General features: G+C 49.1%; 10 protein-coding genes and 1 CRISPR repeat array. Of the genes, 1 reads left to right on the top strand and 9 read right to left on the bottom strand.

All coding sequences use genetic code 11. The features are described from left to right. Positions 1 to 66: 66 nt before the first annotated feature. Together THISIDRAFT_RS07500 and THISIDRAFT_RS07495 are read right to left on the bottom strand one after the other, a co-directional pair. Entirely contained in the window at positions 67 to 708 is a 642-nt protein-coding gene (locus THISIDRAFT_RS07500) for a DUF502 domain-containing protein (RefSeq protein ID WP_040852041.1), read from the bottom strand. Positions 709 to 740: 32 nt separating this feature from the next. Further along, on the bottom strand, positions 741 to 1,067 hold the full coding sequence (locus THISIDRAFT_RS07495; protein ID WP_006787174.1) for an FmdB family zinc ribbon protein: 327 nt from the start codon (positions 1,065 to 1,067) through the stop codon (positions 741 to 743). 28 nt (positions 1,068 to 1,095) lie between these two features. Between THISIDRAFT_RS07495 and THISIDRAFT_RS07490 the strand changes: the two genes are divergently transcribed. Further along, positions 1,096 to 2,007: an SDR family oxidoreductase gene (locus THISIDRAFT_RS07490; protein ID WP_006787173.1), complete on the top strand. Its 912-nt coding sequence runs from the start codon at positions 1,096 to 1,098 to the stop codon at positions 2,005 to 2,007. Between the two features lie 489 nt (positions 2,008 to 2,496). On the opposite strand, the gene THISIDRAFT_RS07485 is transcribed toward THISIDRAFT_RS07490, so the two are convergent. The 7 genes from THISIDRAFT_RS07485 to cas5b form a co-directional block, all read right to left on the bottom strand. After that, a complete protein-coding gene (locus tag THISIDRAFT_RS07485) occupies positions 2,497 to 2,997 on the bottom strand; it encodes a BRO-N domain-containing protein (protein WP_221913975.1) in 501 nt (166 codons plus the stop codon). Between the two features lie 787 nt (positions 2,998 to 3,784). After that, positions 3,785 to 10,258: a CRISPR direct-repeat array (repeat unit 37 nt; unit sequence GTTTAAACCCTAAATCCACTACAACAAGGATTGAAAC). A gap of 197 nt (positions 10,259 to 10,455) precedes the next feature. After that, complete coding sequence (cas4, locus tag THISIDRAFT_RS07480) at positions 10,456 to 11,064, bottom strand: CRISPR-associated protein Cas4 (protein WP_040853043.1); 609 nt, start codon at positions 11,062 to 11,064, stop codon at positions 10,456 to 10,458. Beyond that, a complete protein-coding gene (gene cas2 / locus THISIDRAFT_RS07475) occupies positions 11,061 to 11,366 on the bottom strand; it encodes a CRISPR-associated endonuclease Cas2 (protein ID WP_006788401.1) in 306 nt (101 codons plus the stop codon). The genes cas4 and cas2 overlap by 4 nt, the downstream gene beginning before the upstream one ends. After that, on the bottom strand, positions 11,353 to 12,342 hold the full coding sequence (gene cas1, locus THISIDRAFT_RS07470) for a CRISPR-associated endonuclease Cas1 (protein WP_006788402.1): 990 nt from the start codon (positions 12,340 to 12,342) through the stop codon (positions 11,353 to 11,355). Before cas1 ends, cas2 begins: the two co-directional genes overlap by 14 nt. Before the next feature lie 82 nt (positions 12,343 to 12,424). Beyond that, complete coding sequence (locus THISIDRAFT_RS07465) at positions 12,425 to 13,150, bottom strand: CRISPR-associated endonuclease Cas6 (RefSeq protein ID WP_006788403.1); 726 nt, start codon at positions 13,148 to 13,150, stop codon at positions 12,425 to 12,427. Next, positions 13,138 to 15,519, bottom strand: a complete 2,382-nt coding sequence (locus THISIDRAFT_RS07460; RefSeq protein WP_006788404.1) for a CRISPR-associated helicase/endonuclease Cas3 — start codon at positions 15,517 to 15,519, stop codon at positions 13,138 to 13,140. The genes THISIDRAFT_RS07465 and THISIDRAFT_RS07460 overlap by 13 nt, the downstream gene beginning before the upstream one ends. Then, entirely contained in the window at positions 15,488 to 16,204 is a 717-nt protein-coding gene (cas5b, locus tag THISIDRAFT_RS07455; RefSeq protein WP_006788405.1) for a type I-B CRISPR-associated protein Cas5b, read from the bottom strand. The genes THISIDRAFT_RS07460 and cas5b overlap by 32 nt, the downstream gene beginning before the upstream one ends. Position 16,205: the final 1 nt, after the last annotated feature.

Below are 16,205 nucleotides of genomic sequence, written 5' to 3'. Positions count from 1 at the left end.
AGCAATGCCGCAAAGACACAGCGCGGCCACCAGGGCTTTTGCTGTATCACGGCACACAAAAATGGATTATTTCGCCTTGTCAGGCAATGCAGGCTTGACCGGATACGGGTATTTGGGGGCCACCACCCCCAAAGACATCACAAATTTCAGGCCATCTTCCACGCTCATCTCCAGCTCAACCACCTCGGCGCGGGGGACCAGAATAATAAAACCCGAGGTGGGATTGGGGGTCGTCGGAATAAAGACGGTGATCACCTCACTGCTGGTTTTATGCTGCACCTCACCAATGCCGGTGCTGGTCTGAAACGCCAGGGTCCAGATGCCTTTGCGCGGATACTCAATCAGCAACACCTTGCGAAAAGAATCCCCGCCGGCACCGAGCAGCGTCTCCATCACCTGCTTGACCGCTGAATAGATACTGCGCACCAGTGGAATGCGATCCAGCATCGCCTCCCACAGTGCAATCAGCTTGCGTCCCACTAAATTGGCCACCACCAGCCCGGTGACAAACAAGATAATCAGGGCCAGCACCAGACCCAGGCCCGGCACCTTGAAACCCAGCAAAGCCTCCGGGCGCCATCCCGGAGGCAACAGCAATAAGGTATGATCCATCAGCTCCACCAGGAGCTTGACGATGAAAAAGGTCACCACCAGCGGCGCCCAGACCACCACCCCGGCAATCAGGTAGCGTCGCAGCGCCGCGACCACGCGGTGTATAAAATGGGTTTTCACAAGGGAGATCAGCTCGCCGCAGGCGGTGTGCCTGACGCCGTTGTTGTGCTGCTTGCTGGGGCTGCAGGGCTTGCCTTGGCGCCTTCGGCCTTGGGGGGCGTCTCTTTGGATGCGGGATTCGCGCCTGCCGATTCCTTCAGATTACGCTGATTTTTGTTTTTAAAATCCGTCTCATACCAACCGCTACCACTTAAGCGAAAGCCTGCCGCTGAGACCAGTTTGCGCAAGGCCGGTTGTGCACAGGCCGGGCAATCCGTTAGCGGGGCATCGCTGAGTTTTTGAATCGCTTCCAGACGATGATGGCAGGCATCACATTGATATTCGTAGATCGGCATATTGTTATCCTCAGAAAAAAATGGCTAAATGAATGGATTAAGGCGGATTATATGGGGCTTATGCGGGAAAATTCCAGTGAAGAACACGACACCTAAACCACGCAGTATCTTGATTACCGGCTGCTCCAGCGGCATTGGCCACTGTGTCGCGCATGGCCTCAAAGCACGCGGGCACCGCGTTTTTGCCACCGCCCGCAAGACTGAAGATGTCGCCCGCCTTGACGCCGAGGGGCTTGAAACCCTGCACCTGGATCTGGATGATTCCGCCAGCATTCAACAGGCGGTTAAAGAAATTCTGATGCGCACAGACGGCACATTATATGCGCTGTTTAACAATGGTGCCTATGGCCAACCCGGCGCAGTAGAAGATCTGCGCCGCGAGGTGTTGCGCCAGCAGTTGGAGACCAACCTGCTGGGCTGGCTGGAATTGACCAACCTCGTATTGCCGGTGATGCGTCGCCAGGGTGAGGGACGCATCATTCAAAACAGCTCCGTATTAGGACTGATCGGCCTGCCCTTTCGCGGTGCCTACACCTGCTCCAAATTTGCCATAGAGGGCTTAAGCGATACCCTGCGCCTGGAATTACACGGCACCGGCATCGACGTCAGCCTCATCGAACCGGGGCCAATCATCAGCCGTTTTCGCGCCAATGGCTATGCCGCCTTGCTCGCCAACATCGACCGCGACCACAGCCCCTTTCAGGCACAGTACCAAGCGGCAGAAAAACGCCTCAAAAAACAAGGCCCGGTAGCACCCTTTACCCTGCCGCCCGAGGCCGTCTTGCGCAAAGTCATCCACGCCCTGGAACATCCCCGTCCCAAAGCGCGCTATTACGTCACCTTCCCAACCTACCTGTTTGCCACCCTGCGCCGCCTGCTCCCCACCCGCGCCCTGGATCGCGTACTACTCGCCGCCTCCCGCTCCGAACACCGCCGCTAAACTCCAGGAGCGCCAACCCGGATCGCCGAGTTGCACTCGGCAGCGGCCAAAAACGCTCCCCCTGCCAAGGGGGAGTCCCGCGCAAGCGGGGAGGGGGTTGTGTGTGAATTTTTTAACCACCCCGGCGCTACGCGCCACCCCTCCTTAAAAAGGAGGGGAGCGGCTAGCGAACCAAGCCCCCACCCCCCCACCCCCCCACACACCGACCCCCGCCGATTCAGACCCACAGGCCCACGCTATGACACCCAGCCGACTGCCGGGATTATTCTGCTCCAAAACTTTTGTTCCGCTCTCTTTTTGTCTTCTTTCGGTATATTCACACTTCCAGAAAGCACCTCATCAACAGTACTCCGAATGCCCCTCCTTCCTACCTGCGCGAGTTTTTCTTGCATGGATTCGCTCAGGGCGTATTATGTCTACTGCGTGTCTCTCTTCGCGAGCTGTGAGGACGGTGTTGAGAAAAGTTCTCTTTCCTGGTGACTAAAAGTTTCACCCGCAGAGGCCTTGGGCCTGTTGCAGGGCTTCGGTGAGGTTGTGCAAAGCGCCGCTGAGGTGATCGACGGCATGGGTCAGGTGGGTTTCGATGTCGGGTGCGTGGCGGCGGTCGGCAGGTGTGTCAGGTATACCAGAATAGCCGCCGGTACGCCGGATGGTCGGCAAGACCTCTTCCATCACCCACGCCTCAAAGCGCGCTGCGCTGGGCAATTTCGAGCGCAGAATTAAACGGTAAACGTCAGGTTCGGGGATGAGTTTGGTTTTGTGATCAAGGCTAAGTGGTTGATTTTGTTGGATACGGCGTTTCACCGTATCTATATCAATCAATGACTTAGCATGTTTGCAATGTATCCCGACCGCATCATTTGGACGCGCATACCCCAACGCCGCAGCAACATCCCGGGCAACAAACCACGGTATGCCATCGACGATCATCACACGCACGTCAGATTGCTCAAAACGGAAAGGAATAAAGGAAATGTCAAAAGAAGTCATGGTTTGATCAACTCCATACATGTTCGCATAAACCTGTGCCCCGAAAAGGGCGCAGGCGACTGTATGGGTTGACCTACCAGCCGTTAGTCTGGCGCGTCCAAAGACGCCCACACACAGCCGCCCGCATGGAGCGAGCACTGAAAAGCAGATAGTCAGGCACAAAAAAACCGCAGATGCGGTAGTTATCGTATCTGCTAACGGTCTAGGGAGGTCAATCCCGCGCAGCAGCCGTAACGGCCACCGCGTGGCTACTCTACCCCGCCCACAGCGCAAACACAAGCCCCCTGGGAGCGCGGAGCACCAGCTCCGCACCGAGGCCGCAGGCCTCGTGGGGTTTAAAGCGTATCAAATGCGCAGCGGGTGCTGCGCGGTCCCAGGCAGGCGGCATCAAGCGGATATCGCCAGAAAACAGCGATTAAAAATTAGCACCCCGTGCATCGTTGATTAAGAAACGGGGGCGCTGTGCTCCAGAAAGCCTTTTATTGCGATATACCGCGACGGCTATAAAAAAAACGGCCCGAAAAGGCTTGCATTAAACGAAAATTTCAGTAACATCTCAGACCAGTGCCTTTTTACCAGGGCGCGACTGCTGAGACAAAAATATTGAGCTGCTGTAGGTGGCACGCTTTAACTCTTTGAAGGAAAAGCAAATAATTCGCTTTTTTCGATGTAAAGACCATGTTAAAAAGCCTTGTTATCCCTGTTTTTTTATGAAAAAAGAGCCCAAAAAAAGATCTGCAATAAATCCTTATTTGATTGATTTTAAAGCGATTTACTACCAAATGCGGTTTAAACCCTAAATCCACTACAACAAGGATTGAAACCCCACCCTGGTCGGCGCAATACCTGGGCGGAAAACTGTTTAAACCCTAAATCCACTACAACAAGGATTGAAACCTGTGCAGCTTGTGCGCATGGCTTGCCGCTCGAATGTTTAAACCCTAAATCCACTACAACAAGGATTGAAACATCGCTAAAGCGCTTTAAATGGAACAACTCCACGGGGTTTAAACCCTAAATCCACTACAACAAGGATTGAAACACCAAAGATGAAGTGTTTCAAACCGTCAAAGACCGCAACGTTTAAACCCTAAATCCACTACAACAAGGATTGAAACCATCACTTGAAAGCGCTGCAAATTATGTGATTAACAGTTTAAACCCTAAATCCACTACAACAAGGATTGAAACAAAGCTTGCACTGCAGCTACTTCTATCGGTGAAATGGTTTAAACCCTAAATCCACTACAACAAGGATTGAAACATGAAATTTCGCAGGCGTCAAAAGCCTTAACAAGCAGTTTAAACCCTAAATCCACTACAACAAGGATTGAAACCAGTACGGTCAACTCCTTAGCGGTCAAGTCAATTGTTTAAACCCTAAATCCACTACAACAAGGATTGAAACCAAGATGCGGCATTCTGGAAGTCAAACGCTAATGATGTTTAAACCCTAAATCCACTACAACAAGGATTGAAACAAAGAAATTCCCCGGACGGATAGACAAAACTCAAAGAGTTTAAACCCTAAATCCACTACAACAAGGATTGAAACATCTAACATCCACATCACACGCAATGTCTTTCCCGAGTTTAAACCCTAAATCCACTACAACAAGGATTGAAACCCTTGAGACCCGGCGACCACAGCAATTGCCGCTTGCGGTTTAAACCCGTTTAAACCCTAAATCCACTACAACAAGGATTGAAACTTACCTTATAGCTGGGGAGTTTGCTTTTTGGTTTGTTTAAACCCTAAATCCACTACAACAAGGATTGAAACAAGTTGTTTTTGGTGGCGGATGAGGTGGTGGCGCGGTTTAAACCCTAAATCCACTACAACAAGGATTGAAACGCAAGCCGCTGGATCGTGGCAAACACAGCCGGATCGTTTAAACCCTAAATCCACTACAACAAGGATTGAAACTGCTGTGCCGGGAAGCGATATTCCGCACCTGCTCGGTTTAAACCCTAAATCCACTACAACAAGGATTGAAACCACCTCAGCGGCAAGTTTGGCGTGCTCGGACTTCGCGTTTAAACCCTAAATCCACTACAACAAGGATTGAAACCTCAATAGACTGCTTATGAATGGCGCTATATTGCTGCGTTTAAACCCTAAATCCACTACAACAAGGATTGAAACGACACCCGACCGTGTGATCCGGCGCGGCACGAAAAGTTTAAACCCTAAATCCACTACAACAAGGATTGAAACCGAAGCCTGGCCAGTCGCTCAATTGTCTCGAAAAGTTTAAACCCTAAATCCACTACAACAAGGATTGAAACGCCGATCGCGGATGGCGGAATGCGTCAAACTCGGTCAGTTTAAACCCTAAATCCACTACAACAAGGATTGAAACCGACGTGTGCGAAATCCATTGAATGAGGTTATCCGGTTTAAACCCTAAATCCACTACAACAAGGATTGAAACGCCAGGTGCGGCGTCGATAAGGAGGCAAACAAGCGGTTTAAACCCTAAATCCACTACAACAAGGATTGAAACCTTGATGCGGCATTCTGGAAGTCGCACGCTAATGAGTTTAAACCCTAAATCCACTACAACAAGGATTGAAACCGCATTGGTTTTTACCTGTGTAGGAAAAAACCTGCGTTTAAACCCTAAATCCACTACAACAAGGATTGAAACCTTTCAATTATTCACAGTCACATAAGAATATAAGAGTTTAAACCCTAAATCCACTACAACAAGGATTGAAACCCTTGGTTCTTCGGTGGCGGTCTCTGCGTATTTGGCGTTTAAACCCTAAATCCACTACAACAAGGATTGAAACGCTTAGCTGCCCTGTAGGTCGCGCTTGCGCGAGCCGCTGTTTAAACCCTAAATCCACTACAACAAGGATTGAAACTGGATATGGTTCATCCGGAAAAAACGCCCATCCGGCTGTTTAAACCCTAAATCCACTACAACAAGGATTGAAACACGTGGCGGACAGCATGAAAGGGCATGACCGCCTGGGGTTTAAACCCTAAATCCACTACAACAAGGATTGAAACGTAATTCCTGCGGAATGTAATATCTCTAGCATATCGTTTAAACCCTAAATCCACTACAACAAGGATTGAAACCGCGGTCGCTTGCGACGGGACCCGGAACCTGTCTAAGTTTAAACCCTAAATCCACTACAACAAGGATTGAAACATCCAGATAAGACCGATAGCGACAGCTGATAACAAGGTTTAAACCCTAAATCCACTACAACAAGGATTGAAACGTCATGCCCGCATAGCTGCAGCCGTTGTGGGCCGCTAGTTTAAACCCTAAATCCACTACAACAAGGATTGAAACTCCAGCCATAGACGGTGATACAACTTGCCTAGCTCTTGTTTAAACCCTAAATCCACTACAACAAGGATTGAAACAAAATATTTTCTGGATTGTAGGCAGTAAGCGCCCCGTTTAAACCCTAAATCCACTACAACAAGGATTGAAACTCAGGATCGGCAAGCTCAGTAGCGGTTGGGGATTTGTTTAAACCCTAAATCCACTACAACAAGGATTGAAACATTAAACTGGCTTTCAGCTTCGCGTTCTCACTTTTTGGTTTAAACCCTAAATCCACTACAACAAGGATTGAAACCAGACAAATGTTCCTCCATTCCTGCCTTCTACAGTGTTTAAACCCTAAATCCACTACAACAAGGATTGAAACCTATATGTATGTTTTCCATCCCGCCTTCTATTGCCAGTTTAAACCCTAAATCCACTACAACAAGGATTGAAACATAACCTCTTGGATGCTCTCCCTTACCGCTGGCTTGTTTAAACCCTAAATCCACTACAACAAGGATTTAAACGATAAATCAGGCGACGATCCTGATGACTTACTAATGAGTTTAAACCCTAAATCCACTACAACAAGGATTGAAACCATTCATCAGCTCGATCAACAGTGCGCCCGCTTGCTGTTTAAACCCTAAATCCACTACAACAAGGATTGAAACTAAGTAGGAATCAGGATACCCGTTTCAGAATCCTGAGTTTAAACCCTAAATCCACTACAACAAGGATTGAAACCAAATCACCTCCGGATCAGTCCCCGCCGGATCAAAACGTTTAAACCCTAAATCCACTACAACAAGGATTGAAACTGCAACGGTGTGCTGCGGGGTGCGGTGGGGTGCGGTGTTTAAACCCTAAATCCACTACAACAAGGATTGAAACCGACGGAACCCGGAACCTTTGGCGCTTCCAAGGATGGTTTAAACCCTAAATCCACTACAACAAGGATTGAAACCAATTATGTATATGGCGGACGCATGGGAAACACGCAGTTTAAACCCTAAATCCACTACAACAAGGATTGAAACTCTGGGAGAATATGCGTCGCATCGCGAATTTATCTGTTTAAACCCTAAATCCACTACAACAAGGATTGAAACTTCTTAATCGCATGCGAGGCCAAAGCCTCGGCTTAAGTTTAAACCCTAAATCCACTACAACAAGGATTGAAACTCCAGCATGGCATCAATATCAAGCCACTCCCAAACAAGTTTAAACCCTAAATCCACTACAACAAGGATTGAAACTATGTACAAATAGTAGGCCGAATAATGCGCAGTTTGGTTTAAACCCTAAATCCACTACAACAAGGATTGAAACTCGCTATATAGCGCACCAATCATGTCCAAAACTTGCGTTTAAACCCTAAATCCACTACAACAAGGATTGAAACTGTTACGCCTCCGATTAGGAGGGCGGGTAAAAATGCGTTTAAACCCTAAATCCACTACAACAAGGATTGAAACCTGCGAATGTAGTAATCCAGTATGTCTTCCAGCTTTTGTTTAAACCCTAAATCCACTACAACAAGGATTGAAACACCACCCCGCTCGGCGCAACACCTGGGCGGAAAACTGTTTAAACCCTAAATCCACTACAACAAGGATTGAAACGTGAAGCTTGATATTCGCCTAATAGCTGCACAGCCAGGTTTAAACCCTAAATCCACTACAACAAGGATTGAAACTCTGTAACCACTGAGTCAAGGCTGATGACGGTGTGTTTAAACCCTAAATCCACTACAACAAGGATTGAAACGCTACCATGAAACCCATTAAAACATAAATCGCGCTGGTTTAAACCCTAAATCCACTACAACAAGGATTGAAACCGAAAAAGATGGTATCATTTTCGTCAAAGTTTTCAGGGTTTAAACCCTAAATCCACTACAACAAGGATTGAAACTCAACACCGGTTACGGTGTCGCCGTGAGCGATCGGGTTTAAACCCTAAATCCACTACAACAAGGATTGAAACACGGGATGCCGTTCACTAACATGCCTTGCCGCATAAAGTTTAAACCCTAAATCCACTACAACAAGGATTGAAACTGTGCCAGCATATAGACTTGGCCATCCTCATCGTACAGGTTTAAACCCTAAATCCACTACAACAAGGATTGAAACTCATCGTCGTGTAGCATTCTTGCGATAGTTATAATGCGTTTAAACCCTAAATCCACTACAACAAGGATTGAAACCCTTCGCCCTGCGCGCCGATCAGGCAAAGGTCTTGGTTTAAACCCTAAATCCACTACAACAAGGATTGAAACCTGTAGTGATCCCTGTTTTGTTGCTTGTCCATGGGTTTAAACCCTAAATCCACTACAACAAGGATTGAAACTCAAACTGATTACTGAATTTATCTCCTACGCGCACGTTTAAACCCTAAATCCACTACAACAAGGATTGAAACTTTGTCAAAGGGGTGGGGTTATGCCGCCTGCCGGGGTTTAAACCCTAAATCCACTACAACAAGGATTGAAACTGCTTGTTTTTTCCAAGGCTGCAGCAAATCCAGTAGCGTTTAAACCCTAAATCCACTACAACAAGGATTGAAACTGCGTCACGCCAAAGCATCGCGCCGCAAAAATCGATGTTTAAACCCTAAATCCACTACAACAAGGATTGAAACACTGAACGCCGAGCGTTTCCATCAGCTGAGTAAAAAGTTTAAACCCTAAATCCACTACAACAAGGATTGAAACCATCGAGGCTTACCCGCTACGCTTTGCCGCCCTGAATGTTTAAACCCTAAATCCACTACAACAAGGATTGAAACCATCGAGGCTTACCCGCTACGCTTTGCCGCCCTGAATGTTTAAACCCTAAATCCACTACAACAAGGATTGAAACACATGGGTTTACGAATAATATCGATAATGGTTAAAAGGGTTTAAACCCTAAATCCACTACAACAAGGATTGAAACATCCCACCCCGTCACCCCAAGCATCGTCGCCAGCTCGGTTTAAACCCTAAATCCACTACAACAAGGATTGAAACCCAACTGTGTGCTTGCCATCCTCATCTTTCATGTAGTTTAAACCCTAAATCCACTACAACAAGGATTGAAACCCTTTTATGCGCTGAATCGCGTTTTAAGCTATTTTGTTTAAACCCTAAATCCACTACAACAAGGATTGAAACTTTACGCCTTGCGGCGTTTCCAGCACGTTCGCCACAAGTTTAAACCCTAAATCCACTACAACAAGGATTGAAACAGCTATTTTGTGCGCGCATGGGTTACTTAGTGTTAGTTTAAACCCTAAATCCACTACAACAAGGATTGAAACCTCAACAGTGCAAATGCGAAGTCATTCTTTTCCCAAAGTTTAAACCCTAAATCCACTACAACAAGGATTGAAACACTGGATAAGTCACACCATACGCGCTAGGTGTTGATGTTTAAACCCTAAATCCACTACAACAAGGATTGAAACATTATCCTGTTTGTCTGTGTTCTGAATGTCATTATGTCGTTTAAACCCTAAATCCACTACAACAAGGATTGAAACATTTCGGCGATTTCGTCATGCTTGTCCGGCTGTGCTGTTTAAACCCTAAATCCACTACAACAAGGATTGAAACCTGGTGGGCGCGGTGCAGCACTCACGCTACAAGCCTGTTTAAACCCTAAATCCACTACAACAAGGATTGAAACAATCCTGCGATAACTTCCAGATTCTTGCGTTCTTCGTTTAAACCCTAAATCCACTACAACAAGGATTGAAACATAATTTCGTCACCTGCAGGGCATACCAGGATTTGGTTTAAACCCTAAATCCACTACAACAAGGATTGAAACATCCATCATCACATCCGCGCGCTGGTTGGTCGGCATACGTGTTTAAACCCTAAATCCACTACAACAAGGATTGAAATATGCCGAGTAAAACTCGGCGCTCCACTCAGCAAATCGTTTAAATCCTAAATTCACTACAGCAATAATTTAAACTAAGGGGTGTGGTTTTTTTAACGACAGTTGTGACTGCTTTTGGAACCCAAAATTTACTGCAAGTATACGCATTAAAAACCAAGCTCTGTTTTTAATTTGTTAAAAACGCCGAGCGTTTAAACCGATTGGTTATGCCGGAGTTGCGTCCAGTCGCTTTAGCATAAAGGGCTTTTTTTGTGGGCAGCTTTAACCATTATTTAAACACAAATGTTTTTATAGCAGCAGTCTTCACAGCGTAAGCGTGATTTAGTGCCTTTCGGAATTTTTCCAGTTTCAATGATTTGAAAAATTTCTTGTATCAATGAAATTAAATTTTCTTTTTTATTTTTTGTGATTTTTACCTCTTGTAGCTGACTGCCGTTGCGTATATATGCAATATACCCGCTTTCTACCGGTTTTTGGTAAACCTCTTCAATCAGCATTCCATATAATATAATTTGTGTTTCATGGGTTTTAAATGTTTTGTTTTGTGCTTCTGTGTACTTGTAGTCCAATGGCGCCATCGTGTTATTTTTTAACCAAATCACTTCATCTACAATGCCGCGTAGATGTAATTTTGGCGAAGCGAGGTAGACGTTTATTTCACGTCCAATAGCACCAATTTTTTGACGTAGATAATTTCTATTTTCAGTTGTACGACGACGATGTATTTCACGGCCTTTTAAAACTTTAAATCTTTTTTCTTCATGTTGTGGAATATTTTGCACATGCATAAACCAGCTAAATCTAGGGCAGTAGATGTGCTCTAATATTTCGGACGGTGTAAGCATTGGTGTCCTTTCGGTGTCTGTTTCCCATTCATTCATATAAATAACGCCTTTATTTCATCAGTTACCAGTTTTTTATCAAACGCCTGGCCGAGTAACTTTACTTTACGAAAGTCTTCTTCACACATCGGGAAAATATATACAGAGTCAATCTCTGGATTGATTAGCTCTTCGATATGCATTTGTAGCTCATCCAGTCTGTTGCGAGCAATAGTTCCAAGAAAAACAGATTTTTGAACTCGATAAAGACCCGCTTCTTTGCATTTTTTTGCCACTTTGCCGCGTGCTTTGTCTTCAGTGATATCATAAATGATCCATACTAATGTATCAGTCGTTTTCATGTTGATATTTTCCAATCCATTCGTTAGCCAAGCGATGGCAGTCAAACTGTATAGTATCGCGACGCTTGATATTACGATTACGATAATGAATCCCCTGGTCAAGGTAGCTATTAAATGCTTCCATTAGTATGGCTTTTCCTTCTTTGTTTAGTGTTAATCCATTATGCAGGCGGTCAAATTGGCTTTGTTTTACTTTGCGTGCAGCAAAAAGATTAACTACTGTTTCATCGGCCCAAATTCGGTAACGTTCAATTAAATCGAATACCAGGGATTTTTTTTGATAATGATCGGTATGTAAAAAACCCACATAAGGATCAAGTCCTGCAAGAATGCAAGCGCGTTCTACCGTGTTGTATAGTACACCATACGCATAATTTAACAGGCAATTAAATTCATCTTTAGCGGGGTTTCTTGAGCGCGCATTAAATTGAAAATTCTCAGGTAGTAATTTATTAACAGCTTCCCAATAAGTGCGTCCTGCACGGCCCTCTATTCCCATTATAGTTCCACGGGATTCATTAATGCAGCCTGTTATATTGCATAGCGCAGACCGCAAGATAGTTAATGCTTCGATTTTTTCTGTTAACTGAGCAGATATGCGGGTTCTTTTTTGCCTTGATGACTGTAGAAATTCAATCTGATTATCCATTTTTTGTAACATCCATTCTAAAGCTAATTGTAGTCCTTTTTCAGTGTCGGCAAGACGCAGTTGTTCACGGCGAATGGCGGTGGTTGAGCTGGGTTTTCCATGCCAGATTCTTCCGTAGGGATGTCCTGTTGGATCAAGAAATACAATGTCAATATTTTTTTCAAGCGCGAGCAAGATGGCGTCTGTTGAAAGGCTGGCGCCTGTGGTAATGCAAATCGAACGTACTTTTCGTGAAGATATTTCTTTTTTTTGTTCTTTTATTTTTATCAGAAACATTTCTCCTTGTCGATGAAGGTATGTGCCAAATGTGGTAAGAATTAGATCCATTTTTTAGCTCCTTACAGGGGATTTTTTATTTTTGTGGCTTCGTATCAGCACGAAGCCACGTCTTGGGTGTGTCATTCCAGGTTTATATCTGTGCGTCTTTTTTGTGATGTTCGGTGTTTTTGGGTTGATAGCTGTGTACGACGCCAAAGCCGTGACTGACGGCGCGTCCAAAGGCAAAGCCGTCGGGTATTAAGAGGTTGGTGACGATGCGTCCTTGTATGCCGAGCAGGCGTTCGCTTTTGTAAGTGCTGGGGCGGGTTTGTGTGTGTGTGAAGCTGGCGTAGAGACGCTGGGTGCAGTTGATGTCCAGGCCACGAAATGCCGACAAAAGGGCGGCGACCAGCAGGCGATCTTGTTCCAGGGCTTGGGCAGGGGCGTCAAGTGTTTGGTAGTGGCGGTAGTTTTCCTGGTTGAAGAGTAATATCGGGCTGCTGGTTTGGTAGTGCAGCAGGCGGTCGCTGACGGCAAACTGGGTTTGGCGCAGGGTGAGTGCGGCGTCGGTGATGGTGACTTGATCATCGCCCAGGGTGAGTGTGTAGTCTAGCCAGGGGAGGCCGAGCAGGCGTTGTGCGGCGCTACTCCAGCCGATGATTAGTCCGTGGCCATGGTGCCAGCGGTATTGCAGGTGGGGGTAGCGGTAGAGTACGCGGCCTGTTGCGGGGTCATGTTGGTGGAAGAGGTCTTCGTTTGGAAAGGTGTTGGCCAGTGCGCCGCGCAGTTGGCGGGTTCGGGTGCTGGGAGGGCCGCTTAGGGGGCGGTCCCATTGGAGTTGCACTTGGGCGAGGGCGATGTGTGCTAGAGAATGCATGTGGCGTCTACTCCGGGTGTTTTGATGAATCCTGTGCTGCGATGGTAGGTTTCGGGGGTGGCATCAAGTCGGTTTACGGTATCACGGTCTAGTCCTGTTGTGGTGTTGGCATGAATCTGGATGATGCGCTCACGAAAGGCGGCGCGATAGGGGCGCAGTGCTCGTTCCTGTTGGGCCGGGCTGAGTGCGGGGTTGTCCTGGATGTCGCGGTAGATCTGCCAGAGGGCTTGATCTTTGGGGGTGCGGTGGATGAAAAGGGTGAGGCTGGGGGTTTCTTCAATGAGTTGAAAGTCGCGCTCAATTCCGGCCAGGTCGCCGTTTTTGAGCTGTTCGTCGAGGCGTTGTTGATCTTGACGCGCCCGGCAGCCGCTGAAGTAGCGGGCACTGAGTTCGAGAAAATCGCGTTCATCCCAATAGGCGGCATGGCCGAGTATTTCGCAGGTGACTTCAATCAGGGCGGCATCGTAGATACGCCGCCACAGCGGTTCACTGGTTTGGGTTTCGCTGGGGTCTGTGGCCAGTTGCCAGAGGTAGACTTCTCCCAGGGCTTTGGCCTGTTCGCCGTGGCGGTTACACCGTCCGGCTGATTGAATAAGGGCATCCAGTGGCGCGAGGTCGCGGTGTACCACCGGGAAGCTTAGGTCTACGCCGGCTTCGATGAGTTGGGTGCTGATGACGATGACGGGCTGGCCTTGACGCTGTAGCCTTTGGATCAGGCGGATGCGGGCGCGGCGGTCTCGCGGGGTCAGGTGTGTGGAGAGCGCGACGCAGGGGCGTTGTGGGAAGGCGCGGGTCAGTTCGTGAAAGAGGGTGGATACGGCCTTGCGGCGATTGACAATGATGAGTGTGGGGCGCGGGTTGTTGTGCAGGTGGGCGATTAGCTGGCCTGCAAAGGCGGTCAGCGGCAGGGGGTTATGATGTTGCAGGTGCAAACGGGTGCGGTTGAGTGCCTGAAAGTGTTGTGCATGGTCGGGCAGCAGCTCCAGGGCATCGCCGGGCTGAAAAATCAACGGTCGGGTTGCGGTCATGAGCAGGATGCGTGTGCCTGCAGTCCGTGCCAGGGCTTTGAAGAGTTGGCGCAGGGCTTCCCAGTAGCGTAGTGGCAGGGCCTGTACTTCGTCTAGCACGAGGATGGCGCCGCTAAGTTGGCCGGCGCGTTTGAGGTTGGCATTGCATGGGCTGAGCAGGCTGTGCAGTAGTTGGTGAAAGGTGGTGACGATGATCTCGCTTTGCCAGGTTTCGGTGAGCAGTTGGCCGGCGCCGTCGGGCTGATGTTCTGCAGCGTCGTCGCCGGTGCGAAATACGCCTGTGCTGAGGTGGTGATGTTTGAGCAGGATGTCTTCGCGCTCGGCCAGTCCGCTGGCTTTGAGGATGGCGCGGATGACGGCATGGTTTTGGTCAATGACGGCGGTGAATGGCAGGCAGTAAATCAGGCGCGGCGCGTGTCCGTGCTGTTTTGCCAGATGGGTGCGCACCTGTAATGCAGCGTGTAATACGCTGAGGGTTTTGCCGGCTCCGGTGGGGGCGGTAAAGGTCAGCAGTGGTTGTTCAAGGTGTGCAAGCCAGGTTGTGGTGAGGGTTTTGGCGATGTGCTCACGACGCTGGTTGAGCGGGCTTGAGGATGCCTCTGCGGGGAAGACTTGGCGCTTGTAGTGGCTGACGGCATCGGCAGGTAGCGCTTGTCGTGCGATGTGCGCACCGCTTAAGGCGGCATCGGTTTTGTCTACGGCAAGCAATGCCCCAAATGCTGACAGGGTGGCAAGCGCCTCGTCAAGGGAGGTGTACGCCCGTCGCAATTTGGAGCCGACACAGTCGCGTTCGTACACCCGCGCTTCGATGTGTTCCAGGCTGGGAGGTTCGCAGTGTACGGGCAGGCCATATTGCGGATGTGCTGTGGCCTGTTCACTGAGCCAGTTGGCAATGCCTGGGCTGTCCAGGGCGGCCAGTTGGGTGCGCAGGGGGCTATCGGGTTCACGAAATTCGCTGCGCGTCTGGGCGAAAAGATCTGGCCAGTTTTGTATGCGCAAGGCGCCATGATGGCGGCGCACGGCGCTGAACACGGCTAACCGTTGCCATAAAGGCCCGTCAAGCTGGGCGCTGTACCACCAGCTGAGTATGGCACCCAGTTCGCCGTGATGCGTTAAGGCACTGCGCCGCGCCTGGCCGTTGAGGTATTGCTGAAACCAGGGGGTGGCCTTGCCCAGATCGTGAAATAGCCCGGCGATAAAGGCAATGCGGGCAATCTCTGGGCGAGCGGTCGGGGCAATGCTGGCCGCTGCCCGCTGGGCTACGCGCAGCAGGTGTTGGTTGAGGGCGTCTCCTGGATGTGCCTGGCACTTATAAAAAGGCAACGGGGCCGGTGTTGACATGATAGAGCACTCCATCGGGTACGCGGACGCGCATCGGTTGCGCGTCTTCGGCCAGTACAATTTCCTGATAACGATGCACCACGCGCTGCGGGTCCATGCTGGCCGGAATGCGCAGGCGATGGTAACGCCGTCCGGCCTCATAGTGAAGGTGCATTCCCTCACATAGCGGCAGTACGGTGTTAACGGCGTAGTCTCCGGCGCTGATGGCCTCGGCATTCCATTCGCCGATCCAGCGTAGATCGGCAAGGCAGTTTGCTAATCCCAGCGTGACCGTATAGCGGCTTGTGCCATTTTGCAGTGCAGTGGCGATGGCGTCAGCGTGTGGCGATGCCAGCCCGGCGACCAGGATGCGGAAGCGAGGTTCGCGCAAAAAGGTAAACGGGACTTGGGTGTGCGTGTTTTTATCGGCCCGTGGACGAAAATAGCGGTCGGTGCCATCTTTGGTCTGGAGCAGATTCAATGCCGCTCGAAAAAAGCGCAGCGGCGCAGCGGGGCTGACCGCAACCCGCACCTGCGCCCATTGCAGGGTGTGATGATAGGCGTTTTTATCCAGCCCCAGAATGGCACCCAGCATGCCCAGTACCGCCGGGGGCGGCGGCAATGGGTAGCTGACTGGACTCATGGGCGAGTAGGGCTTTTTGAACAGCGCATACTCGCCACTGACCTCAAAGACCAGGGTGCGCATG

The organism is Thiorhodospira sibirica ATCC 700588, from assembly GCF_000227725.2.
Classification (GTDB): Bacteria; Pseudomonadota; Gammaproteobacteria; order Ectothiorhodospirales; family Ectothiorhodospiraceae; genus Thiorhodospira; species Thiorhodospira sibirica.
The sequence above is the reverse complement of the archived record's forward strand: the minus strand, read 5'-3'. Positions and strand labels throughout refer to the sequence as shown.